Source organism: Hymenobacter sediminis (assembly GCF_003231285.1).
GTDB classification, from domain to species: domain Bacteria; phylum Bacteroidota; class Bacteroidia; order Cytophagales; family Hymenobacteraceae; genus Hymenobacter; species Hymenobacter sediminis.
In genome coordinates this window covers 135,166-159,428 of record NZ_QKNS01000001.1, presented here as the reverse complement: position 1 = coordinate 159,428, position 24,263 = coordinate 135,166, and the positions used below count along the sequence as shown (strand labels likewise).

The following is a 24,263-nucleotide window of genomic DNA, read 5'->3' as shown; positions in this document are numbered from 1 at the left end:
TTAGGAGCATCCTCTTGGAACAGAAAACAGGTTCCAAAGCCAGCCAAAAAGGTGTTTCTTGCCAAACTTTTTGGCTTCACGCTGCATTATTTAGTTTTACCCTGGTCCTCACATATCCGGCATGGCCAAAGTTAAAACCCTGTTTTTCTGCCAGAACTGCGGCGCCCAATCGGCTAAATGGATTGGCCGCTGCCCTAGTTGCGGCGAGTGGAATACTTACGTTGAAGAAGTAATTGAGAAGGCTGACAACAACCCGGCGGCCAATGCCTGGAAAGCGTCAACCTCGGTGGGCTCCGCCACCAACAAAGCGGCCAAGCCTAAACCCCTGGGCGACATTATCTATGAGGAAGAGTCGCGCCTGAATACCCACGACGCAGAGCTGAACCGCGTGCTGGGCGGCGGACTGGTGCCAGGTTCCCTGGTGCTTATTGGGGGCGAACCGGGCATTGGCAAAAGCACCCTGATGCTCCAGATTGCCATGCAGTTGCGCAACCTGCGCATCCTTTACGTTTCGGGTGAGGAAAGCGAGCAGCAAATCAAGATGCGGGCCGAGCGCCTGGGACAGCAGCACCAAGGCCTTTACATCCTCACTGAAACCAATACCCAGAACATCTTCCGCCAGATTGACCAGCTGCAGCCCAATGTAGTAGTAGTCGATTCTATCCAGACTCTGCACAGCACCATCGTGGAGGCCGGGCCAGGCTCCGTCAGCCAAGTGCGCGAGTGCACCACGGAGTTGCTCAAGTACGCCAAAGATACCGGCGTGCCGGTGCTGCTCATTGGCCACATCACCAAAGACGGCTCTATTGCTGGTCCTAAAATCCTGGAGCACATGGTAGATACCGTGCTGCAGTTTGAGGGCGACCGGCACCTGACCTACCGCATTCTGCGCACCATTAAAAACCGCTTTGGCTCTACCTCGGAGCTAGGTATTTACGAGATGCAGGGCGCGGGCCTGCGGCAAGTAAGCAACCCCTCCGAAATTCTGCTGAGTCAGCGCACAGAGCAGCTTAGTGGCATTGCTATTGGGGCCACCCTTGAGGGCAACCGCCCTTTGCTGGTAGAAGTACAAGCCCTGGTAACGCCTGCTACCTACGGCACCCCCCAACGCTCCTCCACAGGTTTCGACAGCAAACGCCTGCAAATGCTGCTGGCCGTTTTGGAAAAGCGCAGCGGCCTGCGTTTAGGGCAACACGATGTGTTTCTGAACATTGCCGGAGGCCTGCGCCTCGAAGACCCGGCATTGGACTTAGCCGTGTGCGCGGCAGTAGTAAGTTCGCTAAATGACGTGCCGATTCGCAACGAAATTTGCTTGGCTGCGGAGGTAGGCTTGAGCGGCGAAATCAGGGCCGTAAGCCGCCTAGATCAGCGCTTGAGCGAATCAGAGAAATTGGGCTTCGCCGAAATGTACATTTCGCAGTTCAATGCTAAGGGGCTAGATCTGGCCCGGTACGGCATCCGGGTGCACCCCGCTGGCCGCTTGGATGAAGTTCTGACAGGCCTGTTTGGATAGATTAAGCTCTAGGCCTGAAAGCAATGTTGCTAACCCCCTCGAAATGAAGCCCAGCCAGGGAAGTTACAAAAAGGTATCAACCCTGGCTGGGCTCCTTTTTTAGTACAAAACTTTGGCGTCGAAGCCTGGGTTACGAAAAAAGTCACTTGGTGGATTGGACTTTCTCAACCTTTCCGCCGTATCTTCGGTACATAAATTGACTTTTACCGCGAAACATCTGACGCCGAACATTTCCGGACGGCTAAGTGTTGGTCGGTTTCAATTGCCTACCCCGACGTAGCCTCCTCCGATGGCCTATAGATCTACCTTCGCCACCACCCTGCTTTGGGCTGGGTTACTGGTTGCCCCGCTGCTAAGCCGGGCCCAAGGCACCGTGGTTCTGACCGGTAAGGTCAGCGGCCGCACGTCCGATACCGTGGCCGTATCGGTGCGAGAAAATCCGCTCGACGTCAAAGAGCAGATAACCTACGCCCGCCTCGACGATAAGGGAGAGTTTCGCTTGGCCCTGACGGTGAATGGCCCTACCCGTGCCGACCTTGTATATGGCGACGACGTAGCCGACTTGTTTCTGGAGCCGGGCAACCAACTCGACGTTCGTTTTAAGGGCTCGGACCTGGCCAGCTCGGTACGCTACAAAGGCAAGGGCGCGGAAGCCAACACGTTCATGTCGGAGATGGACGAGAAGTTTGTGGAGAACGATGGTTTTCAGGTTCTTCCCGATAACATCATGCTCTACGAGCCCGGCTTTATCTCTTTCCTGGACTACCGCCGCAAGGAAGAGCAGAAGTTCATGGACAACGGCATGGAGGGCATGAGCCAGGCGTTCAAGGAATACATCAAGGCCGAAATCGCCTACAGCTACGCCAACGACCGGCTCACCTTCCCGGATCTGCGCGAGCAGGTAGTAGCTACGGAAAGCCGCCTAAAGGTGTCGCCTACCTACTACGACTTCCTTAATGATAAAGAGCTGATCAACAACCCGGCAGCAGTCCGGAGCGAGATGTACCAGGAGTTTCTGCTCAACTACGTGCACTACCTGGCTACCAGTAGCGGCAAGCTCCGCACCGACCCCGATTTCTACCAGGTATGCTACGACCTGGCAAAAAAGCAGCTCAACGGCCCGGTAAAGCCCATTATCATGGGCCGGGTAATGAAAGAGTCGTTCCGCTTTGGCCACGTAAAGCAATCGGCCGCTATGCTGGAAGACTTCCGCTCCGTAGATGCTAAAAACCAGTATTACCCCCTACTACGCCAGGACTTCGATACCCATAAGGCTTTTGCCATTGGAGCGCCAGCACCCGATTTCAATCTGGTTTCAGCTAAGGGCGACACAGTGAATCTGAAGCAGTTTGCCGGCAAGCTGGTGTATCTGAACTTCTGGCGCACTACTAGCGGCCTGGCCCTGCGCGACCTGCCGTACGCGGCGGAACTGGCCAAGAAGTTTGAAGGCAAGAACATTGTGTTCCTGAACGTGGCTCTTGACGAAAACGAGGGAGCCTGGAAACAACTGGTTATCAGCAAGAAGTTACCAGGGGTTCACGTTCGTACGTCCGGCGGCCTGCGTTCAGCCATTGCCCGTGCTTACGCCGTGCAAGATGTGCCTAGCTATTTCCTATTAGCAGAGGATGGCACCTTCCTCAATACTAAGCCGAAGCGCTTAAGCAGTCGCGCCGCTGTAGATGAAATTAAGGAGTCATTCGGCAAGGCCAACACGTACAGCAGCACTCTGCCATCCGGTAAATAACTCCGGCTGATTCCGATTTCAGTAAAAGCGCCGCCCGAACAGCTTCGGGCGGCGCTTTTATTTGGCTATAATTATAATGGCGAGGTAGGTAATTATGCCGTACGGAAGCCTGAAGCCTGTTTGATGGAGCGTTCGTTGCCGGTGGCGGGGTCGGCGTAGCTATGCTCCCCGACCTCTATCGACACCCGCTTGCCTAACAGCTGCTTGGTGTCCAAGTCCTTGCCGGCCTCGGGCTGGATGCCCACTGCTGTGTAGAGTGAAAGAAGAATGGGCATGGCATTAGGTGAGGTGTAGAAGCGCTGGGTTATAAAGCCTTCCTCATTTTCCATGCGCGCCGCAAAGAAGGGCACATTTTGATGCTCACTGGTTCCCTCTTGGATATCGGTGATTTCAACCGTATGACGTCCGTCGGGCAAAAAGCCTTTTTCCTGGCCTGCTTCAACTGGTATTTTCATGGCGAGTAGCAAAGTGATGATATTCCTTTAACGTAGGCCAATATTTTTAGGTTATCAACTAATTATATTAGCCTAAGCAATTGTTCGGCCACAGCTGGCTGATGCTTAATCAAAGGCGCATACTCTATGTAGTCAGCGAGTTGCTGTATGATGTAGTCGACAAAAAGAAGCCAGAGAATATCCTGCTGGGTCAAAGGGTAGACCTAAAACGACAACGTAGTAAAGGCCCTAGCTTCCTACTTATTTTCTCTATCCGCAGCCAGTTTCAGGCGTTCGTTGTTCTGACTCTGCTTATGGCTCCACCGTAGCGCCGTACTTTTACTTCTGCATGGCCTCCTTACTCACTGACGGACTTAACTTTTTCTCGAAAGCTACCCCCGGCCGCCTCTGGAATGGGGCGCAGGTAGTGGGCGGGTATGTACTGAGCAAGCTGACGGGTAAGGCCCGGCACTGGGGGTTACCTGTGGCTCTGAGCTTCGAGCCCACGACCAGCTGCAACCTGCGCTGCCCCGAGTGTCCCAGTGGCCTGCGCTCCTTCACGCGCCCTACCGGGATGCTCCCCGATGAGCTGTTCCGCAAAACCATCGACGAGGTAGCTTCGCGGCTTTGGTACCTGATTTTCTATTTCCAGGGGGAGCCCTACCTCCATCCTAACTTCCTGGACCTAGTAAAATATGCGGCTGACAAGGGCATTTATACCGCCACCAGCACCAACGCCCACTATCTCAACGACAAGAACGCCCGCCGCACCGTGGAGAGCGGGCTGGACCGCCTGATTATTTCCTTGGACGGCACTACCCAGGATGTGTACCAGCAGTACCGAGTAGGCGGCAAGCTCGACAAGGTGTTAGAGGGCACGCGCAACCTGATTAAGTGGCGCCGGGAGTTGAAGTCGCAAACACCGCGGGTGGTGTTTCAGTTTCTGGTAGTGCGCCCCAACGAGCATCAGATTGAAGATGCCAAGCGCTTGGCCAAGGAATTGGGGGTAGATGACGTGTGGTTTAAAACCGCCCAGATCTACGACTACCACAACGGCTCCCCCCTCATCCCGACCATCGACTACTACTCGCGCTACGAGAACAACACGGATGGTACCTGGAGCATCAAGAATAAGTTGGTGAACCACTGCTGGAAGATGTGGCACTCCTGCGTCATCACCTGGGACGGGCTGGTAGTGCCCTGCTGCTTCGATAAAGACGCCGAATACCGCCTTGGCGACCTGAAAACCCAGACCTTCCGCCAGCTCTGGCACGGCACCAAGTATCAACGATTCCGCTCCTCCCTGCTCAAAGGACGCGACCAGATTGAGATGTGCCGCAACTGCACCGAAGGCACCAAGGTGTGGGGGTAAAAGGCGGGTATGAGGGTACGAGTGTAGATGGAATTACTGCCTGCGTCTATCAAGACCGTCATGTCGAGCTGGTCGAGACATCTCGCGAGCTGATGCTGTGGTAGTAATCAGACGTCAGCACGCGAGATGTCTCGGCCAGCTCAGAATGACGGTCCTTTCTTGCTACGCGCACTCCCAGGTTGGATGCAGAAGCCTATCTTGCTGACAGCTTTTGCTCTTCTACCCTATTGTTATGTTCTCGGCTGCTCGTATTGCTACTATTCGAAAAAGTAAAGGCCTTTCGCAGGAAGTGCTGGCGGAACAATCGGGGGTGAGCTTGCGCACGATTCAGCGGGTAGAGCAGGGCGAAACCATGCCCCGTGGCTACACCCTGCAGGCCTTGGCCACTGCCCTCAATGTGCCACTCGACTCCTTCCGAGCCGAAGAGGTAGCGGCGCCCGAGCCTGCCGCAGTGCCGGTGCCCGTAATCCCTCCAGACGTGCCGGCCCCTACCCCCTCCTTGCGCTCCGACCCCGACTTTCTGCAACTCCTCAACCTGAGTGCGCTGAGTTTTCTGGTGCTGCCCCTGCTGAATATTCTGGTGCCGTGGTGGCTGTGGAAAACCCGGCGGCACACAATTGCGCACGCCGCAGAGGTAGGGCGGCGAGTGCTGGGCTTTCAGGTGTTGTGGCAGGTAGGAAGCTCGCTCGCCTTCCTGGTGGTGGTGATGGTGCAGCTCCTACTGGCGGGCAACCACCGCGCCCTAATGCCCGGTATGTACCTCGTGGTGCTGGTGCTCACCTATGCTCTCAACGTGCTAGTAATTGGGTACAATGCCTGGCAGCTACGACAAGGCCGTCTGAACGTGTATCCTATTCATCTTTAACGCGCCATCCGACAAACATCTGGCTTTCAGCTAACTATAAAACATGGCGGCAAAATGACGCAGTAATGACGCACGAGGCAGAGGGGTGAGTGCCCCACTTTTGGTGACATCAACCACCACGCCTCGCGTCCCATGAAACCGCTCTTCAAAATTCTGCTCGGAGTACTGACTCTACTTGTTGTTAGTGGCATCGGCGGCTACTTCTACATGAAGCAGAAGTTTATGCCAGCCCCCAGTCAGCTTGCCGTTGCGGGTCTACCTGCTACCTGCCGCTTTACCTGGCTGGCCGACTCGACGACGAAGCCTACTACGCCGCACGCCGCCCTGCTGCTGCCCGTACGCCTGCCCGGCTGCCCCCGCACCTGCTTCTTCCAGTTTGATACCGGGGCGCCTACTTCCCTGATGTACGGCAAGTCGTTGGCTGCGCTGCGCGGTAGCTACCCCAGCCTGTCCCAGAGTCTGCCCGCCCAGACCGATACGTTGCGCAACTTTCAGTTTGGATTAGGAACCGGCCAGGTAACTGCCCGCAGCATACGGGTGCTCGACTATGGCAGAGCGATGCTGCCCGCCGACACTACCCAGCCCTTCATCATCGGGACGCTAGGGACGGATGTGTTGGAAGGCCGGGTGCTGGTGCTCGACTATGCCCAGCAGCGCTTTACCCTGGAGGCTACCGTACCGGACAACCTCAGCCGCCAGGCCGCCTTCGTGCCCTTGCAATTCACTGGCCGCCGGGTGATGCTCAACGCTACCGTGCAAGATGAGCCGCGCCAGCTGCTCTTCGACTCGGGCAGCAGCGCCTTTTCCCTGCTCACTAGCCAAGATACTTGGCAGACCATGATCCAGCCCAGCGCCACCGTCCAGCACGCTGCCGTCAACTCCATGGGCCGAACGCTACATGCTTACACGGCCCCTACCCCCACGGCCATGCAGCTTGGCAGCGTGGCAGTACCCTTCCGGACAGTGACCTACATTGAAGGTACCAGCCTAAAGGAGAGCTTGCTGATGCGCTTTTCGGGTATGGGCGGCATGCTCGGCAACGAGCCCTTCGCACAGCGCACTATCATCCTGGATACCAAAGACGGCCGCTTCGGGCTGGTAATGTAATAGGGGGTGAACCCTCCCGTATCGTAGCTGTCATTCCGAGCAGCGCGAGGAACCTGGGTCAGACCACAATGGTCAACTCAGATTTCTCGCGCTGCTCGGAATGACTGTTTTGCCCGCAATCTACTCGCCCCACGGATACAGGTCAGGTGGGGTGTGCTCGTCCTGGTGGGTAGGCAGCGGATGCAGGGCCTTGGTTTGGTCGATGAATAGGAACGCATCGTAGCGGTCGGGGATAATGGAGGGCACGTAGTTGCCGAACCGCTCGAACTCGGGCCGGTACACCACCCCAATGGCCCGGTGGCCGATGGGCTGGCGCAGGGCATCGTGGCCGCGCAGCTCCCCGGAGAACAGCAAAGCATTTTCGCCCTGGAGCTGCTCGTGCAACAGATTTTCCCAGGAGCCGCGGGTGCCTTCGGGCACCGTCATCTTCTCGGGGGTAGCGCCCCACTTCTTGCCCGCAATAACGGAGCCCTGGTAGGAGCCGAAGCCCACGGCAAACACGTTTTCGCGGCCATACACCTCGCGGGCCAGCTGGCCCACGTTCACCATGTCGTCACGGCGCATATCGGTGTAGCGGGCGTCGCCGATGTGGGTGTTGTGCTCCCAAATGATGGCCTTGCTATCGGAGCCGTGCAGGTCCAGAAGGCGAGTAAGGGTTTCCATCATGTGCGTGTCGCGCACGTTCCAGGAGGCCGAGCCGCCCTGTATCATGGCCCGGTAGTAGCGCTCCGCATTCACGGCTACCAGGGCGTTTTGCTCGGCATTGAATTTCTGCTCCCGGTCAAGCAAGCCGTCGGTTTGCTGGCTGGCTACCTGCTTGCGCAGGGCCCGCAGCATCTCGGTTACCTCATCCTCGCAATCTTCCGAGACGTAGGCCACGGCGTGGGCGTACTCCTGGGGGTCGTCGCCGTAGGGCTCAAAGCACTGGAAAGCCCGGTGGGCGGCCTGCACGGCCCCGTCGCCCTGCTTTTCCACGTAGTGCATAATCTCCTGCAACGACTCCCAGAGGCTGTACACGTCCAGCCCATAGAAGCCTACCCGTTGCTCGCGCGGCAACTGCCGGTTGTGCTGGTGCAGCCACTCCACCAGGGCCGCAATTTCCCAGTTGCCCCACATCCAGGTAGGCCAACGGTTGAAGGTGCTCAGCAGCTTGGCCGCAGTGCCGTAGGTCGGCTCATCCTGCTTGATGGCGGCGTTTACCTCAAAGCAATCGGGCCAGTCGCCTTCCACAGCAATGAAGTTGAAGCCTTTCTCCTGAATGAGCCGCTTGGAAAGAGCCGCGCGCCAGGTGTAGTACTCGGAGGTGCCGTGGGAGGCCTCGCCCAGCAGTACCACACGGGCGTCGCCGATGGCTTCGATGAGCGGGTCCAGGTCGCGGCTGGAGCGGAGGGGGTGGGTAGGCAGCGGGGTTTTCATAGCGTTGAGGTTGGGGAGGGCAGAAATGGCAGAGTGCGCCGCAACTCTCGCTGGGGCGCACTCTGGGAAAGGAACGGGTAGGGCGGATGAGCTTACTTAAACTTCTTGCTCAGGTTCTTGCCCAGGTCTTCTACCTGCTTCAGGAACTCAATCGAGTCCGATTCGCCGTAGGTACCGTAGGCCGAAGAAATGGTACCGCGCACGCCGTCGGCGGTTTCCAGAGCGTAGAGGATAGACATATCATCGGGGTTGCTATCGCCCTCGAAGCGGTAGAAGTCTACGATGGTTACATCCTCGGGGCCATAGGTTTTCTTCTCGTCGCTCATGGCATACAGGCGGCCATTCTGCACGCTGAAATCAGCCTTGAAGCCTTCTTCGTTGAGCTTTCTTTCTACGTTAATCAGCGAGCGTTCTTCTTCTTTGTCTTGCATGGTGAGGGGCAGTTTAGAGGGTTGGGAGAGATTCCGGGGGTAGGCAACGCCATCAACGGAAAGCCCCCGCACCGGCTATACGTAGCCAGTGCGGGGGCAGGTTATATCCCGTAGCAAGAATATTGCGCAGCTAGCGCCCGGTGCCTTCGCGGGTCGCGGCCAGTTCGATGGTGCGCTGCAGCCGGTCTACATCAATCACGGAGCAGGCACCGCCGCACCCCTTGGCGCAGCCCGACTGATCTTTGGAAAGGAAGGCCCGCCAGAAAATGCGCCCCACGTAGAAGGCAGCTCCGGCAAAGAGCAAGGCGATGATGAGGTACTGTATCCACATGATGGTCACAAAACTACGCCGCGCCGGGAAAAGTTTGCGGTTGGGTCATTCGTGCTGTTTTACGCTTGTCATCCTGAGCAGCGCGAAGGACCTCTACCGCTTTGTTAAGGTAGTAATCCAACAAAGCAGTAGAGGTCCTTCGCGCTGCTCAGGATGACAAATGGATCTTTACTTCCATGTTTCCCGAATGGTGGCCTGCATTTCCTCGTGCACGAGGCCATTGCTGGCTACTACCTGGCGGCCGAACAGCGGGTCGCCCTCTTCCAGGAAGGCGGTGACGCGGCCCCCGGCTTCGCGCACCAGCAGAATGCCGGCGGCAACGTCGTAGGAATTGAGGTTGAATTCGAAGAAGCCCTCGAAGCGGCCAGCAGCTACGTAGGCCAGATCAGCAGCAGCGGAGCCTACCCGGCGCACGCCGTGGGAGCGTTGGATGAAGGCACTCAGCAACTGCAGGTACTCCGTGAGCTGGGTGAAATCGGTGTAAGGGAAGCCGGTGGCAATCAGGGAGCTATTCAACTCAGGCACGTCGGAAACGTGGATGGGCACCTCGTTGCAGAAGGCCCCAGCGCCTTTGGCGGCCCGGAAGCATTCGTCGCGAACTACCTCGTACACTACCCCGGCTACCAGCTCCTGGTGGTGGATAAGGCCCACGCTCACGCAGTACACCGGCAGGCCGTGCACAAAGTTGGTGGTGCCATCTAAGGGGTCGATAATCCAGTTGTATTCTTCAGCGCGGTTGGCGCCCTCGGTTCCTTCTTCCGTGATGAAGCCGGCCTCGGGCAACAGCTCGCGCAGCCCGGCTACCAGCAGCTTCTCGGTTTCCTTATCCACGTACGATACCAGGTCGTGCACGCCCTTGGTTTCGATGTGGCTCCGGTCGAAGGTGGCCGCCTCCTGGCGAATAAACTGGCCCGCGTGGCGCGTTACGGCCGCGAGCTGAAAGCTGAGTTGGTTGTAATCCATAAGGTCAAATCGTCCCTGTTGGTAGGGAAGGTCGTGCTGCAAAGATGGACAGTTACATTAAGACAGCCGCCTGAACGGCAGCCACTGTCCATCAACTAATTTTTCGAGGCAACTCCACTGCGGATTGCCTTCGGAACGGCCTTGTACGCGAACCGGCGCAATCCAGTCATGCTGACAGCCCGGTAATGGATCAACAATAGGCTGCCAATCAGTTACCGGCACTCCGTATTCTTCCAGGGCAGCTTCTTCCGCATCCGCCACGGTTTGAAACCAATGGTCCCACGCGCAGCCAGCATCAGCTACTGTATTGTAGCCGAACAGGTAAACGCCCTGTTCCTCTTCGTAAATCATCAACCGCACTACTTCGGCTACTGGCTGCTGCAGAAGGGCGACCTTTCTCATCTTAAGCAGCGGCTACCCGGCGGCTCTGCAAGGCCCGCACTATAGTCAGCAAGAGCAGGAGCACGGCCAGCACCTGGCAGGCAGGGCCGATTAGCTCACCGTAGCGGACGTAAAAGGTTTGCTCCGTATTCAGGTGCACGGTAGCGCGGCTGGCCGCCTGCACCCACCAGCCGGTGCGCTGGGTGATTTCGCCTTTCTGGTTGATGAAGGCCGAAATACCAGTGTTGGCGGAGCGGGCAATGTCGCGGCGGGTTTCAATGGCGCGCAGGGTAGCGTACTGCAGGTGCTGGTTGTGGCCCGGCGAGTCGGACCACCAGCCGTCGTTGGTGATGATGCCGATGAGGGAAGCGCCGTTCTTCACGTAGTCGCCCACGAAGTCGCCATACACCGATTCGTAGCAGATAACCGGGGCCACGCTCAGGCCGGGGGTAGCGGTGCGGTACACCGTGCGCTCGGGCTGGGAGCCCAGGCCGCCGGCCGTGCCGCCCAGGTCAATTACGAAGGCCGACAGCCACGGCGGTACGCCCTCTACCCCCGGTACCAGCCTCGACTTATGATAGAACTCGGCGCGGCCGGTGGCGCTACCCAGGTGCAGAGCAGCGTTGAAGATATCGTAGTAGCCCAGGTCTTCGCGGAAGCGGGCGGTAGGGCTAGCATTGCTTTTATCGGAACCGTACTGCTCCACCGTCGTCAGGCCCGTAATCAGCTCTACCCCCGGGTGCTGGCCCAACCACTGGCGTAGGCGCTGGATTTTGGGGTAGGTGTCGATGTTCGACTCGAAGTAGGTTTCGTCGAGGGAGGTTTCGGGCCAGAGGACGAGCTTGGTCTGAGGGGTCAGGTTCTGCTCGGTGAGAGTGAGCATGCGCTGCAGCTGCAAGTCATGGGAAATGAAATTGGCGCCGCCCTCGAACTTCTCATTGAACGGGTCCACGTTGGGCTGAATCACCAGCACCTCGGCCGTAGGGCCTTTCTCCTGGTACCGGCTCCCGATGATTTTCGACAGCCCAATAGGTAGCAGCACGGCCAATAGCGGCAGCACCAGCAAGCGTTGCACCTGTACCCTTGACAATGGCTGGGCACCCGGCACCTTGGACGACCGATACTTCGTGATGGAGAAGAATACCAGCAGGTTCACCAGCCATATCCAGACGGAGCCGCCCAGGAAGCCGGTGTACTCGTACCATTGCACCCACTGGTTGGCCTGCGCGAAGCCATTGCCGAGGGTCAGCCAGGGCCAGGTCAGGAACCAGTGCAGGTGCACTTGCTCGAAGGCAATCCAGTAGATAGGGAGGGACAGGTAGCCCAGCTTTGGTCCGAAGCGCTTCTTGGTGTGGTAGAACGCCGTGAGGGGCAGGCTCATCAGCAGCGCATTGCAGACCACGGCCGTAATGCCGCCGCCCAAGGTGCTGTAGCTCACCCAGTAGGTAGTGAACAAGTTCCAGAGCACGAGCAGCAGGTAGCTGTAGCGCCACACCTTCCAGCCGCTGGCGCCATGCGTGGTAAGTTGTTGCTCCATCAGGAGGTAGGGAACCCAGCCTACCAGCAGTAGCAAGGCCAGTACAGCCGGGTGCACCGGCCAGCCTAGCCACAAGAGCACCGCGCTCAGCACGGCCAGCAAAGCCGGTTGCCAAGCCGCGAGCTTATCAGAAGCGGCCACCGGCGCGGCGGCAGCAGCAGAAGTAGTTTGTGTCAGCACTATTGTTCGTCGTCAGTATAACGGTCTTCCTTGGTGCGCTCTTCCTTGTGGCCCTGCACCACCAGCACAATTTCGCCCTTGATGGCCGAGCGGGCCGCGAAGTTGGCCGCCAGCTCCGCAAGGGGGGCCGTCACGGTTTCCTCGAACAGCTTAGTCAGCTCCCGGCTCACGGAGGCCATGCGCTCGGGGCCCAGCACTTCTGCGAGCTGCTCCAGGGTCTTCACAATCCGGTGCGGCGACTCGTAGAAAATTATGGTGCGGGTTTCCGCGGCTAGCTCCTTGAGGCGGGTTTGGCGGCCTTTCTTCACCGGCAGGAAGCCCTCGAAGGTAAACCGCTCCGCCCCAAACCCCGATTTCAGCAGGGCCGGCACGAAGGCGGTGGCGCCGGGCAGGCACTCCACCTTCAGCCCCCGGGCCAGGCACTCCCGCACCAACAAAAAGCCAGGGTCGGAAATTCCGGGCGTGCCGGCGTCTGATACCAGGGCCATTGTCTCGCCCTTCTCCAGGCGCTCCAGCAAGCGCTGCACTTGCTGGTGCTCATTATGGAGGTGGTAGCTGAGCATGGGCTTCTTGATATTCAGGTGCTGCAGCAGCCGGCCGCTGGTGCGGGTGTCTTCGGCCAGCACCGTATCTACCTCGCCCAGCACCCGAATGGCCCGCAGGGTAATATCCTCCAGGTTACCGATGGGCGTGGGTACCAGATACAAAAGCGTAGGGGCGGGGGTAGCAGTGGTCATAGAAAGCAAAGGTAGCTGGCTTTAGCCGGCTGGATTTTCGAAAGCATCATACTGCTTCACATTGATCGTACAGTTTGTCATGGTATTGTCATCCTGAGGGAAGCGAAGGACCTCTACCGAGGGTAACTAATTTGCTACCCCAACGAAGCGGGAGAGGTCCTTCGCGCTGCTCAGGATGACAAGAGGGGGTAGGCTTTTCAGCAACGGCTACCTGTCCCTACCCCTCCTGCGCCACGCCACCGTACTCGGCGGCCAGTTGGTCGATGGCGGCGGCTAGGCTCCGGTCTTTCTCGGTTACCGTGTTGCCGGCGTCGTGGGTGCGCAGCCGGAAGCTGACCACGTTGTACTCGTTGCTCCACCACGGATGGTGCTCTTGGTATTCAGCTTCCTCAGCTACGTCGCTCATGAAGCTGAAGGCCATCTTGAAATCTTTGAAGCGGAAGGTGCGGGTCAGGGCGTTGTCTTGTTCAGTCCACATAGGGTTGCGGGGTTGGAAGGGGGTAGCGCAAGGTAGGCTTCACTCGTCGGAAACTGACACAGGCCGCCCCTTAACTACCGCCCAACGAGTACCAAGCAGTCAACAGCTACCCCGGCTCTACCTTTGTGCTTTCGGTGGTGCCCGACGAAGCAGCCTGCAAAAACATTTTCCTGTCGAGCTAATCTTCTCGGGCCGTTCGTGGTTTAAAAGCCCAACTACTTCAAAATCCCAGTTTTTCTTTCTGTGATGACGCCGACCACCCCATGGTCGGATGGCATTTCCTACCCCTGCATGAGCAAGCAACGCTACTTTTTTCTGATTCTAATCCTAGGCACGCTGTCGGCACTGGGGCCTTTTTCCATTGACATGTACTTGCCGGGCTTTCCGGCCATTGCCCAGGACCTGCACACCACGCCTGCCAAAGTAGCCCTGTCCTTATCGAGCTTTTTTGTGGGCGTGTCGGCCGGGCAGTTGCTCTATGGGCCGTTGCTGGACCGCTTCGGGCGCAAGAAGCCGCTGTACGTGGGCTTGCTGCTCTACGTGGTGGCCTCCGTGGGCTGCTACCTCTGCCATTCTATTGATGCCCTTGTGGCCCTGCGCTTCCTGCAGGCCATCGGGAGCTGTGCGGCTACGGTGGCGGCCGTGGCGATGGTGCGCGACCTGTTTCCGGTGCAGGATGCGCCCAAAGTATTCTCCTTGCTCACGCTGGTTATTAGCGTTTCGCCCATGCTGGCACCTACCATTGGCAGCTACATGATATCGGCTTACGGCTGGCAGTCGGTGTTTCTGGTGCTGTTTCTGATGGGAGGCCTCATGCTGCTAGCCAGCATCTTCTGGCTGCCCGAAAGCTACCAGCCCGACCCTACCTACTCACTGCACCCCAAACCCATCCTCACCACCTTCTGGTCGGTGCTGCGGGAGCCGCAGTTCTTCACCTACGCCCTCACCGGCGCCATGACGTTCGGGGGGCTACTAGCCTACGTGTCGGGCTCGCCGCTGGTATTCATGGACATCTTCGGGGTCAGTGAGAAAACCTACGGCTGGATTTTCGCCCTACTCTCAGTAGGCTTTATTGGCTCCAGCCAGGTGAATAGCTGGGTGCTGCGCTACTACCGCAGCGAGCAAATTGTGCTGGTAGCCATGGCCTGCCAATCGGTTATTGGGCTGGTATTTCTGCTCGGTACCTGGTTGGGCTGGTTCGGGGTGGTAGGCACCGTAGTGATGCTGTTTCTGTTCCTGTGCTGCCTGGGTTACGCCAACCCCAACGCGTCGGCATTGTCCATTGCCCCTTTTTCGAAAAACGCGGGTAGCGCCGCAGCCCTCATGGGTGCCACCCAAATGGGTGTGGGCGCACTGGCTTCCTTCGGGGTCAGCATGTTCAATACCCGCACGGCCGTACCCATGGTGGCCATTATGGCCTCCACCGCCCTGCTGGCTCTGCTGATTCAGGTAATCGGCCGTCAGATCATTGGGCAGCCGGTAGCGGCATCTGAGGATGCTGGCGTGCTGGTGCACTAGTAGGTATTAAAGGTTACCTCAACAGGCCGTCATGTAGAGCGGAGTCGAAACATCTCGCCCGAATCGTTGCAGCACTAATCCAACGTCAGCACGCGAGATGTCTCGACAAGCTCGACAGGACGGTTTTCATAAAGTCTGGTATACTCTAACAACAAAAAGCCCCACCGTTGCGCAAAGCAATGGTGGGGCTTTTTCATTTACTGCGCTTCTACATTTTTCAACGCAGAAGCCTACCGGCACCTAGTACCGGTACTTGTGCTTTTTCTCGTTGTCGCGGGTCAGGATGAGGATGCTACCGATGGTAACAGCCGCAATGGTTGCCATTTTTGCGACGAAGGCCGTGCGGTTGTGCTTCCACTCGGCAGCGTAGCCTTTCTCAGCGAAGATGTTGGGTACTTTGCCCTGGCCTAGGTCTTCAATAATACCTTCTACCACATTCACGCGGTCGGCAAGTAGCAGGGGCAGCCAGTGGCCGTAGTGCGACTCGCTGTACTTGAAGGCAAAGCGCCGGATCATGCCGCTCAGCCCCACGGGCGGCGACGACTCACCAAACACGGCTGATACATTGGGCCGCTCAATGGACTTCAGCACTTCCACGTCCACGGGCTGCAGAGAAGCCGGGCGGTGCTTGCTATCAGGATCCTGCGACACGTTCAGGCGAGGCTCCCGCATGGGATAAGTTGGGTCATTGTCAGGGTTCGCATCAATTCCCCAACCGGGTAGCTTCTGCGGGTCTCTCAGAGTATTTTCCATGGTCAGGCGAGGTTAGATGTTGGCGGAAGGGAAAACCAGCAGCGGCTTGATGCAGTTGTCGAGCTTGGCCGAGAACAGGCGGTAGCCATCGGCTACTTCTTCCAGCGGAATCCGGTGCGTAATCAGCGCCTTCGGGTTAATCACGCCATTTTGCACGTGCTCAATCAGGCGCGGTAGCAGGCGCTTCACCGAAGCCTGATTGCCTCTGATGGTCAAGCCTTTGTTCAGCACATTGCCCATCGGAATCAGGTTGTCGGTGGGGCCATACACGCCCACTACCGATACTACCCCACCCTTCTTCACTGAGTTAATGGCCCAGTGCATGGCCGTAGCCGAGCCAGCTTGCAGCAGCAGCTTGCGGCCCGTAATGGTTTGCATGGCATTGCCGGCGGCTTCAGCCCCTACGGCGTCAATCACGCAGTCGGCCCCCATGAAGTCGGTTTGCTTCTTGATGAACACCACCGGGTCGTCCATGTCCTTCTCGAAGTTGTAAGCTTCGCAGTTGGCGTAGTTGCGGGCAAACTCCAGGCGGTAGTCTTCTTTATCGATGATGATAACGCGGCCGGCGCCGAACAGCCAGCAGCAGCGGGCAGCCATAATGCCTACGGGGCCAGCGCCAAACACCACTACTGTGTCACCCTTCTGAATACCAGCCATTTCGGCGGCCTGGTAGCCCGTGGGCACTACGTCGGTAAGCAGCACGGCATCGTCGGGGTCCATGCCTTCGGGGATGACCGTGGGACCCACGTTGGCGTAGGGCACGCGGGCGTACTCTGCCTGACCGCCGTTGTAGCCACCGGCCGTGTGCGAGTAGCCGAAAATACCACCCACAGCGCTAGCCTGGGTATTCGATTCGTGGCAATTGCCGAACATGCCCTGCTTACAGAAGTGGCATTCGCCACAGGCCACGTTGAAGGGCACCAGCACATGGTCGCCTACCTTAACTTTGGTTACCTCAGGTCCCACTTCCTCCACAATTCCGCAGAACTCGTGCCCGAAGGTCATGCCAACGCGGGTATCCGGAACGTTGCCATTGTACAAGTGAAGGTCGGAGCCGCAGATACACGAGCGGGTAACCCGGACAATGGCATCCTGAGGATGCTTGATTTCCGGCATGGGTTTCTGGGTGGCACGGACCCTTTTCGGGCCCCGATATTCCATTGCTAGCATAAGAATCCTGCGTTAAGGTTCTGGGTGGGACGGTTGCAGACACTACGGCGGTTCTGGCTGGTGGGCAGAGCGCCTGACCGCATAGCCGGAGTAGTGGCCCCCTGTTGTACTGCCCGCTAGGGGCAAGGTTGCGGTAGCCCGCTAGGAGCCCCCGAAACCCGTATTTATACGCTAAATCCCTCGGCACAAATACGTAGCAACCAATTGCCTGACATGCCAAAACTATATTTCACCCAACTCAAGTACAGTTATCGATGTCAGTAGGGGTAGGCAGCTAGCGGCTGTTCCGCAGTTGTTGCTTTCCGCACTTGCACGGACTTGCTGGGTAAACCCAAACCTGCAAACCGCAGTACAATACCCTGTACTCTCTGCCAACCTGATACCACTAATTCCCATGGCAATTGACCCTAAGAACCGACCGATTCGCGTCATCAACGACGATACTACCGACGAAGAACTAGCCGCAGGACACATCATCCCCGGTGCCGACCCACCCAAGAACGAAGAGGCCCGTGGCGGCTTCGGCGACCGAATGGGCGGGCCCCAGGGCTACGGCACCGACAGCAGCGGCGGTATTACGGCCGTTTCGGTGAATGAAAATGCCGACGACAACCAGCGCATCGGGCAGGAAACCTTCCTTAGCAACGAAGAAGGCCGCCAGGACCTCCCAAACCAGGATATGCCCGATGACCGGGACCCAGACCTGCAGCCGCGCCGCCCCGTGGATGAGCTAGACGCCGACGATGACCGCCCCGGCCGCGACGAAATGCGTAACCCCAACTCGCGCGTGGGCATGGGCCAAATGGAACAGCGCCAGCCAAACAACGACGAGCTGGCCCGCCAAGGCACCAACGCCGACCTCACCGACCCCAACGCCTCCGATTCTGCCATTGTGCAGTAACTCATAGGCCCGGGCCCCGCCCGGCTTTCGCTCTGACTACCCTATCTCTCTGAAAACAAGCTTGATTTCTGAACGCCATGCCGTACAAAAGCAATAACACCAACCAGCAGTCCAAGGAAAACCACGGGAGCCCTACCCAAACGGAGCAGCCCAAAGGCGCCGGCAACTTGCCGGTAAACGACCGGGACGACCAGACGGAAGACCGCCTGGAGCAGGAAGCGCAGGATGCGCCCCAGCGCCACCCCAACCGCAACCTCGAAAAGCAGGATATCGGCAAACCGCCGTATGCATAAGCCGGGCCCTGCCCTGCAAGGAAAGCACCTGCCCTGGGCAGGTGCTTTTTCTTTGCCTACCCCTTCTTTCCACTCTGACGCTTGCTGCCCATGGCCCGCTACGTTACCACCGATTTACACGGCTGCCTGCTTTCCTTCAGGCATTTAGTTGAAGAAAAGCTGAAGCTCAAGCCTCAGGATGAATTGTACGTACTGGGCGACTACGTGAACAAAGGTCCCGACAGCCGAGGCACTCTGGACTACCTTATGCAACTACCCCAGAGTGGTTACCAGGTAGTATGCCTGCGCGGCAACCACGACCAGGATTTACTAAACGCTGCTCAAGGCGAAGTAACCCTGACCTGGGGCTCCGTGGATGACTACAAACTTACGCTAGGCAGTTTCGGGATTGAGCGTCCCGAGGATATTCCGGAGCGCTACCTCCACTGGATTAATGATTTGCCCTACCAGTTTGACATTCCGGGCTTCATGCTGGTACACGCCGGTTACGATTTCCGTCAGCCACCCGAGCAGATGCGGCAGCAGTGGCACACTATGCTCAATATCAAAGAGTTTGTATTTGACGCTTCCCGTACGGGCGGCCGCCGGGTAGTGCACGGCCACGTCCCTACTCCTACTACCGAGGTAGAAGCCCAGGTAAAAGCACAGAAAGGCGCTATCGGGTTAGATACCGGCTGCGTGTACCGCCACAACCCGGAACTGCGCCACTTGGCTGCTTTGGACCTAGATACCAATAAGCTCTACCTCCAACCCAACATCGAACCCGATTACCCCATTGGCATGAGGCGGTAGGCCGTGAATAAGTAAGCAAGTGAATGAGCGGAGTAGCTGTTTAAGTGACCCTAGCAGCTGTTCCGCTCATTTTACGTTTTATTCCTGTGGCAGCACGTTGGCGCGCAATAATTGGCGGGCCTCATCCTGGTAAGGGTTGCGAGGGTCGTTGGCAACGGCGCGCAGGGTATTGCGGGCGGCTGTTATCTGCTGGTTGCGCCAGTAGGCCATACCCAAATGGTAGCGTGCCCGCCCAGCCAAGGGCGAAGCCGACTGCATGGCAACCCGCCGCAAAAAAGGCTGCGCCGCCCGAATTTGCTCGGGCTCCTCCTGGCTTAGCAGCATAATACCGCTGTAGTACAGCGAAGTATCTTGGCCCAGGTTGCTGGAGGGTACCCGGCGCAGGTTGTGCAGGGCCTGCACGTAGTGCCCGTCGCGGTACTGGCGCATGGCTTCGGCCAGCAAGGGACGGCGACTTTCGTTCACGACATCATCGGGCAGGCCAACCTCAGGCACGTAGTAGCGGGCCCAGGCAGCTTCCAGGGTAGGAGCTGTGGGGCGCATAATCAGCCACAATGCTAACAACGCGGCAGCCACTACAATAGCTACCACGCCCCACTGCTGCTGAGTTTTGCGCTGACGCCGCCGAATACGGGTAAGGGCCTCCTGGCGCTGATCGAGGCGACGGTCGAGGGCCAGCAGGCGCTGGTGCAGGGTTTCGTGGCCGGCTACCCAGCGCAGGTCGGCGGTGAGTTGCTCGTAAGCCTGGTAGGCCTGGTAAAGGGCAGCATCCTGCTCAAGGCGAACTTCAAAGGCCGTTTGCTCGGCGGTAGTCATCTGGCCATCGGCGAAGCGTTCCAGCTCTTCCAGGTAAGGTCGCAGGTCGAAAGCGGGCGGCGTCATGGCAGCAGAGAATAACCGGGGAGAAAATGCACGGCCGTAAAGCCGGTGCGCGAGCTAGAAAACTGAACAGGTAATTAGGGGCTAAGCTACGCAGAAGCCGGCGGCCGGTTGCTTACCGCGTGCCTGCCTCACTGCGCATTCGGAGCTCATAGAGCTTGCGCAGGCAGGTAGCCTTCTGCATACGAGCCACATTGGCGTTGGCAAAACCCATTTTGCCGGCTACTTTCTCGAAATTATATCCCCGAAAGTAGAAGTACATCAGCATTTTTTGACAATCGAGGCCGAGTTGCCGGAATAGCCGCAGCAGTTGCTGGCGGCGGCCGGCTTCGTCCTTGGGCAATATTTCGGTAGTGGAGGCGGAGCGCAGCTGCTCATCGGCAAGTCCGTACACGTAGGCGCGCACATCGGGCGGTAGCTTGGTCAAGCGCCCGTCAGCTACCTGGTCGTAGAAATCGACCAGCACGGTGCGCAGCAACTCATGCGCTACGGCAGGCACTAACTGGTGCTGCCGCCGGGCCCAACGGGCAAACAGGTCGCGGTTCTGCTCATAGAAGGCAATCAGGTACGACTGATTACCGATGCGCAGACTGGTCAGGACTTCGGCGAGCTGTTGGGGCGAGTTCATGGCAGCAAGTAACAAGGAAGTGGCCACATGGCGCAATCAATACGGCAAAAACGCACGGGCAGCCTAATTTCTACCCCGCATCCGCCGCCCCGCAGCTCGCTTCATTGAGCTGGGCCAAGTTGTTACCAGAACCTAACCTACTGACCTGCTCGCAGAAACGGGCCAGGCCTGCGCCTTTATACCTTCTTGCTATTCTTGCCGGGTCGCGTATCAAAACTACCGCCTACCCTCCACCACAACCGGAAGCCCGATGATGGGCTACCGGCAACCAGTCGTGGTATCTCGCAATAGGCAAACTTCTCCCCACGTCAGCTCGCCGGCCACGTAGCGGTCATACAGGGCACGCACCCTGGCACTAATGCGGGTGTATAAGCTGGGGTTTGCGGCCTGCAACTGCCGCAGAATATAGGCCCGCTGCTGAGGTGTTTGCGCACTAGGGCCGTATTTTGAATTGTATGCCATGACGAGCAGGGTTGAATTCAACACAAATTTCTACCTCTTGCCGCCACCTAGAAACACACAGAATACTGATTTGAGCAGGAGAGAATCCCTCATTTTTTAGCGCTAAAAACCCGTACTCCTGCTTTGGCTAAGAGTAGGAACTAGCCTGAAACGAAACAGAACTCCCCCACTGCGTGAGAGAGTTCTGTAGCGGGCAAAAGAGAAGCTCTTTTGCTGGCGCAGAAGAAGAAAGGCTAGCTGTTAGCCCCTACCTGCCCTGAACGGCCACGGCTGGCTTGGCCCCCCTTACGGCCAGCAGCGCGTGCTTCTTCTGAGGTAAACCGGTGGCCACGCCCGCTCTCGTGCGAGGCCTTTCCGCCTTCGCTGGCGATGCGGCGCTGGGTAGCAGGGTCCATAGCGGCAAAACCACGAGGACGTTTTACAACGGGTGCTTCCGACGATTTTGTTGAGCGAGTAGTAGCCATGGTGATGAAGTAAAAATGAGTAGTGAAAATCTGTTTAGCCCGCTTACGCTCAACAACCCCGATGGATGTAGCTTCATCCTACAAATAAGGGTTTTCAACGAGCAAATACTGAATTCTACCCGGCAACTCTTCCGTATTAATCTCATCAATAAGTATAAATAGTGATGCACTGTGCGGCTTACTAGCGCACCAGAATTCCCTACCCCGTCAAGCCGGCGCAAACCCTCTAGAAGCCCTCTGTTGTGCTTACCGCTCGGCCTTACCGAAAACAAGAAAGCAGGCCGCCGTATGGGCAGCCTGCTTTCTGTCTGGTTCCGCTAGCTTACTTCGCGAAGCGGTGAGTAATGGTCTGGTGGTCTTTGGTATTAACAATGAGCAGGTACATGCCCGCCGGCAGGCTGCCTACCTCCGCCGTGCCCCGGTCGAAGGCACCTTTCACGATGGTGCGACCTTGCAGATCCAGTACGCGGTAGCTGCTGCCAGCTAGGCTCAGGTTGCCGGCATTCACGTGCAGGCGGTCGGTTACGGGGTTGGGGTAGAGCTGCGTACCAAGGGTAGCTGCTTCGGGCGAGGTAGTGGCCAAAGCCGTACGCGCCGCAGTAGAGGCTTTGCTGATTCGTACCCAGTTGATGTTCCAGCCGCCCGTCTGGGCATAGATTCCGAAGTTGTAGGTGCCGGCGTTGATGGTTACGGTCCGGGAAACGGTGGTCCAGGTCTGCCAGCTGCCCGTGCCCGGAATCGTGCTGTTACCCAGCTGAACAGCGCCGGCATTTAGGTCCGAGGAAATAGTGCCGCCGCCAGCTCCGCTGGCTACCCGGTACTCAATGGTGTAGGTGCCCGAGGTGGGGAAGTTGATGCCATTCCACACGAGGTAGTCGCCAGCATCTACGAAGCCCATGTTCTGGCCGCCTTCCGAGCAGGTTTCCACCGTCATGCCGTTGTTCACGTTGGCAGCCTCGGCCTGCAACGTTACACTGAACGAAGGCGAGGTGGTCGTAACAGTGCGCACCCGCAGCGAGGTGGCCTTATCGTTCCAGTTGCCGGTGCCGAGCGGGTTGTTTACCAGGCAGGTATTGCCGGCGCTGCCCACCGTGAGGGCGGCGCCGCTGTAGTTGTCGTTTTCGTAGAGTACTACCTCGTAGCCGCTGTTCACTTTCAGCGAGGAGACGTCGTTGTCGAGGATACCCCGGGCCTGCAGTGCCGCTAGGGTGTAGTCGCCGGCGGGCAGGTTTACGGCCGTGCCCGTGTAGTTGCAGTCCTTATAGAAGGTTGCCACGCCCGTAGCGGGGGGCGGGGTAGTACCCAGGCCCGCAAAGCCGCCGAAGGTAGCTACCACTTTCGTGGGCTGGGGCGTGTGCAGCGACGAGGACTGGTCGTTTACATCGTCGTAAGCAAAACCATAGTTCAGGTTGTCCACGCTGATGCCACCCTGGTGCCAGAAGCGGGCGTAGTAGTTAGCCGGGGCAGTGAGATAGTACTGGCTGGCATTATACCAGTTCTGCTGACCGGGATTGGGGGTAGTGGTGTTCACAACGTGGCGGTTGATGGCCGCGCACAGCTGTGATTGTATCACTAGGTCCAGGTCACCGTCGACTACGCGCTGATCTAGCACGCCCTTGCCTTCCAGCACTTCCTGGGTGGTAGGCTTGCGCGAGATGATGCCCGTGCGGCCCACAAAGCCGCCCGACTGGCCCACTACCTTTAACTGCCCATTGGTGATGCGTCCCTTAAATACGCCCGCGTCGCCGGCGTTGAAGATCAGGTCCTCGTTCACATACTTGCTCCAGATGGCATCAATGTAGGAGCCAAAGTAGTTGGCCTGGGCCCCACCCGCCTGGAAAGCCGGCGACTTACCGGGGCAGGTAATGGTGCCGGCCGAGGTGTTCAGCAGGCTTTGGAAGGCCGTGGGCGCGAAGCTCTGGTAGGCGGCCAGAATGTCGGCATGGCTTTTCAGTTCGCCGGCGCGCTTGTAGTAGCCGTTGCCCCACAGCTCCAGGCCCATGGGGTAGTGGTAAGAATCAACGCGGGTATGGTTACCGAAGAAGCCGTACTGATTGTTCGTCAGCTCGATAAACTCGTACCGGATGCCTTTGTTCGGGTCGTTGGGGTTCTGAAAGTCCGGGGCGGCGTAGCCGGAGGGTGCCCCCGACGCGCCGAAGAAGTACAGGTACAGTTGCTGGCCCTGCGCGATAAACACCCGGCAGCCTGCAATGTAAGGCAGCGTGAAGGTTTTGTTCGGGATGTTGCTCAGCCGCGTAAAGCAAGCCGCGTACTTGGAGTTCTGGCCTGGCCCCGTGTTGCCGTTGTACGTTGGCCCCGTAACGGTATTGTAGACGGAAGACATGGGCAACACCTGGCTGTTGGCGGCGTTGATCCAGAGGTGGTTACCGGCCTCATCTTTACCCACAATAGCCACATACAGGTCCGAATCGGGGTAGGGCGAGTTGTTGGCAATGGTGAACGGGATGCTGCCCTGGGCCCACCCCGAGAGGGGTAGCAGCACGCTTAGCAGCAGAGTAAACAGTGAAAACAGCGTAAGCTTTTTCATAGATGAAATGGTTGTGGTGGGAATTGGACAGAGCACACCGCTTCGGCTTCCCTGGCAGGGGTAGGCGCGAAGTCGGTGTGTAAGAGCAGAACAGGAGCGGCAGAACAGCCTGGCCATCAAGCCAAGCTAAAGAGGCACAGCCCCGCCATCAGAGGCGGCGGGCAGCCATAGGACATAGCCAATGTAAATGACTTTTAACCAGTAGAAAAAGCCTGAATTTCTATTTGGTAAGCTTCATAAACGCCTGTGGCGCATGGCCCCTATCTGCTAGTGCACACTGCTGCCAAGGGCCCCGCAGGGTTTGCGCAGATTGAGGGGGTAGGCGCTGCCACTTAAGGCACACGCTTCTAACCGGCTACCGCACCA

The 24,263-nt window shown here is 58.0% G+C and carries 25 protein-coding genes; 9 read left to right on the top strand and 16 right to left on the bottom strand.

What is annotated here, in order from left to right; all coding sequences use genetic code 11:
• Positions 1 to 121: 121 nt before the first annotated feature.
• A complete protein-coding gene (gene radA / locus DNI29_RS00660) occupies positions 122 to 1,513 on the top strand; it encodes a DNA repair protein RadA (protein ID WP_110976143.1) in 1,392 nt (463 codons plus the stop codon).
• 289 nt (positions 1,514 to 1,802) lie between these two features.
• On the top strand, positions 1,803 to 3,257 hold the full coding sequence (locus DNI29_RS00655) for a TlpA family protein disulfide reductase (protein WP_110976142.1): 1,455 nt from the start codon (positions 1,803 to 1,805) through the stop codon (positions 3,255 to 3,257).
• A gap of 92 nt (positions 3,258 to 3,349) precedes the next feature.
• On the opposite strand, the gene DNI29_RS00650 is transcribed toward DNI29_RS00655, so the two are convergent.
• Positions 3,350 to 3,712, bottom strand: coding sequence for a hypothetical protein (locus DNI29_RS00650; protein WP_110976141.1), 363 nt, complete (start codon positions 3,710 to 3,712; stop codon positions 3,350 to 3,352).
• Positions 3,713 to 4,040: 328 nt separating this feature from the next.
• Between DNI29_RS00650 and DNI29_RS00645 the strand changes: the two genes are divergently transcribed.
• The 3 genes from DNI29_RS00645 (at position 4,041) to DNI29_RS00635 (ending at position 7,035) form a co-directional block, all read left to right on the top strand.
• Positions 4,041 to 5,063: an SPASM domain-containing protein gene (locus DNI29_RS00645; protein WP_110976140.1), complete on the top strand. Its 1,023-nt coding sequence runs from the start codon at positions 4,041 to 4,043 to the stop codon at positions 5,061 to 5,063.
• Positions 5,064 to 5,295: 232 nt separating this feature from the next.
• Positions 5,296 to 5,928 (top strand): helix-turn-helix domain-containing protein, encoded by a 633-nt coding sequence (locus DNI29_RS00640; protein ID WP_110976139.1) that lies wholly within the window; start codon positions 5,296 to 5,298, stop codon positions 5,926 to 5,928.
• Between the two features lie 132 nt (positions 5,929 to 6,060).
• The gene (locus tag DNI29_RS00635) at positions 6,061 to 7,035 is read left to right on the top strand and encodes a hypothetical protein (protein WP_110976138.1); all 975 of its coding nucleotides are present in this window, start codon (positions 6,061 to 6,063) and stop codon (positions 7,033 to 7,035) included.
• Positions 7,036 to 7,155: 120 nt separating this feature from the next.
• Here the strand turns inward: DNI29_RS00635 and DNI29_RS00630 are convergent, their stop codons facing one another.
• From DNI29_RS00630 to DNI29_RS00595, 8 genes are all read right to left on the bottom strand, one after another.
• Positions 7,156 to 8,451, bottom strand: a complete 1,296-nt coding sequence (locus DNI29_RS00630) for an erythromycin esterase family protein (RefSeq protein ID WP_110976137.1) — start codon at positions 8,449 to 8,451, stop codon at positions 7,156 to 7,158.
• A 92-nt stretch (positions 8,452 to 8,543) separates the two neighbouring features.
• Positions 8,544 to 8,882: a hypothetical protein gene (locus DNI29_RS00625; protein WP_110976136.1), complete on the bottom strand. Its 339-nt coding sequence runs from the start codon at positions 8,880 to 8,882 to the stop codon at positions 8,544 to 8,546.
• A gap of 130 nt (positions 8,883 to 9,012) precedes the next feature.
• Positions 9,013 to 9,213 carry a hypothetical protein gene (locus DNI29_RS24700; RefSeq protein ID WP_202910350.1) on the bottom strand — a complete coding sequence of 67 codons (201 nt, stop codon included), beginning with the start codon at positions 9,211 to 9,213 and terminating at the stop codon, positions 9,013 to 9,015.
• A 168-nt stretch (positions 9,214 to 9,381) separates the two neighbouring features.
• Positions 9,382 to 10,176: an inositol monophosphatase family protein gene (locus DNI29_RS00615; protein ID WP_110976135.1), complete on the bottom strand. Its 795-nt coding sequence runs from the start codon at positions 10,174 to 10,176 to the stop codon at positions 9,382 to 9,384.
• Positions 10,177 to 10,233: 57 nt separating this feature from the next.
• Entirely contained in the window at positions 10,234 to 10,578 is a 345-nt protein-coding gene (locus DNI29_RS00610; RefSeq protein ID WP_110976134.1) for a hypothetical protein, read from the bottom strand.
• A gap of 1 nt (position 10,579) precedes the next feature.
• Complete coding sequence (gene lnt, locus DNI29_RS00605; RefSeq protein ID WP_238387966.1) at positions 10,580 to 12,274, bottom strand: apolipoprotein N-acyltransferase; 1,695 nt, start codon at positions 12,272 to 12,274, stop codon at positions 10,580 to 10,582.
• On the bottom strand, positions 12,274 to 13,011 hold the full coding sequence (gene rsmI / locus DNI29_RS00600; protein WP_110976133.1) for a 16S rRNA (cytidine(1402)-2'-O)-methyltransferase: 738 nt from the start codon (positions 13,009 to 13,011) through the stop codon (positions 12,274 to 12,276). Before rsmI ends, lnt begins: the two co-directional genes overlap by 1 nt.
• Positions 13,012 to 13,228: 217 nt before the next feature.
• Positions 13,229 to 13,489, bottom strand: coding sequence for a 4a-hydroxytetrahydrobiopterin dehydratase (locus DNI29_RS00595; RefSeq protein WP_110976132.1), 261 nt, complete (start codon positions 13,487 to 13,489; stop codon positions 13,229 to 13,231).
• 246 nt (positions 13,490 to 13,735) lie between these two features.
• Here DNI29_RS00595 and DNI29_RS00590 point away from each other — a divergent pair, with 246 nt between their 5' ends.
• Complete coding sequence (locus DNI29_RS00590; protein WP_317048741.1) at positions 13,736 to 15,007, top strand: multidrug effflux MFS transporter; 1,272 nt, start codon at positions 13,736 to 13,738, stop codon at positions 15,005 to 15,007.
• 240 nt (positions 15,008 to 15,247) lie between these two features.
• Here the strand turns inward: DNI29_RS00590 and DNI29_RS00585 are convergent, their stop codons facing one another.
• A complete protein-coding gene (locus DNI29_RS00585) occupies positions 15,248 to 15,760 on the bottom strand; it encodes a hypothetical protein (RefSeq protein WP_110976131.1) in 513 nt (170 codons plus the stop codon).
• 12 nt (positions 15,761 to 15,772) lie between these two features.
• Positions 15,773 to 16,930 (bottom strand): zinc-dependent alcohol dehydrogenase, encoded by a 1,158-nt coding sequence (locus DNI29_RS00580; protein WP_110976130.1) that lies wholly within the window; start codon positions 16,928 to 16,930, stop codon positions 15,773 to 15,775.
• Positions 16,931 to 17,324: 394 nt separating this feature from the next.
• Between DNI29_RS00580 and DNI29_RS00575 the strand changes: the two genes are divergently transcribed.
• The 3 genes from DNI29_RS00575 (at position 17,325) to DNI29_RS00565 (ending at position 18,916) form a co-directional block, all read left to right on the top strand.
• Entirely contained in the window at positions 17,325 to 17,831 is a 507-nt protein-coding gene (locus DNI29_RS00575) for a hypothetical protein (RefSeq protein ID WP_110976129.1), read from the top strand.
• A gap of 77 nt (positions 17,832 to 17,908) precedes the next feature.
• Entirely contained in the window at positions 17,909 to 18,124 is a 216-nt protein-coding gene (locus tag DNI29_RS00570; protein WP_110976128.1) for a hypothetical protein, read from the top strand.
• A 90-nt stretch (positions 18,125 to 18,214) separates the two neighbouring features.
• Complete coding sequence (locus DNI29_RS00565) at positions 18,215 to 18,916, top strand: metallophosphoesterase family protein (RefSeq protein WP_123823016.1); 702 nt, start codon at positions 18,215 to 18,217, stop codon at positions 18,914 to 18,916.
• A 78-nt stretch (positions 18,917 to 18,994) separates the two neighbouring features.
• On the opposite strand, the gene DNI29_RS00560 is transcribed toward DNI29_RS00565, so the two are convergent.
• The 5 genes from DNI29_RS00560 to DNI29_RS00545 all read right to left on the bottom strand — a co-directional run bounded on the left by DNI29_RS00560 (position 18,995) and on the right by DNI29_RS00545 (position 23,897).
• On the bottom strand, positions 18,995 to 19,798 hold the full coding sequence (locus DNI29_RS00560; RefSeq protein WP_110976126.1) for a tetratricopeptide repeat protein: 804 nt from the start codon (positions 19,796 to 19,798) through the stop codon (positions 18,995 to 18,997).
• 112 nt (positions 19,799 to 19,910) lie between these two features.
• Entirely contained in the window at positions 19,911 to 20,423 is a 513-nt protein-coding gene (locus tag DNI29_RS00555) for a hypothetical protein (protein ID WP_110976125.1), read from the bottom strand.
• Between the two features lie 258 nt (positions 20,424 to 20,681).
• Positions 20,682 to 20,885 (bottom strand): hypothetical protein, encoded by a 204-nt coding sequence (locus DNI29_RS24010; RefSeq protein WP_123823015.1) that lies wholly within the window; start codon positions 20,883 to 20,885, stop codon positions 20,682 to 20,684.
• A 233-nt stretch (positions 20,886 to 21,118) separates the two neighbouring features.
• Positions 21,119 to 21,349: a KGG domain-containing protein gene (locus tag DNI29_RS00550; protein ID WP_110976124.1), complete on the bottom strand. Its 231-nt coding sequence runs from the start codon at positions 21,347 to 21,349 to the stop codon at positions 21,119 to 21,121.
• Positions 21,350 to 21,671: 322 nt separating this feature from the next.
• Positions 21,672 to 23,897 (bottom strand): beta-1,3-glucanase family protein, encoded by a 2,226-nt coding sequence (locus DNI29_RS00545; RefSeq protein WP_110976123.1) that lies wholly within the window; start codon positions 23,895 to 23,897, stop codon positions 21,672 to 21,674.
• Positions 23,898 to 24,263: the final 366 nt, after the last annotated feature.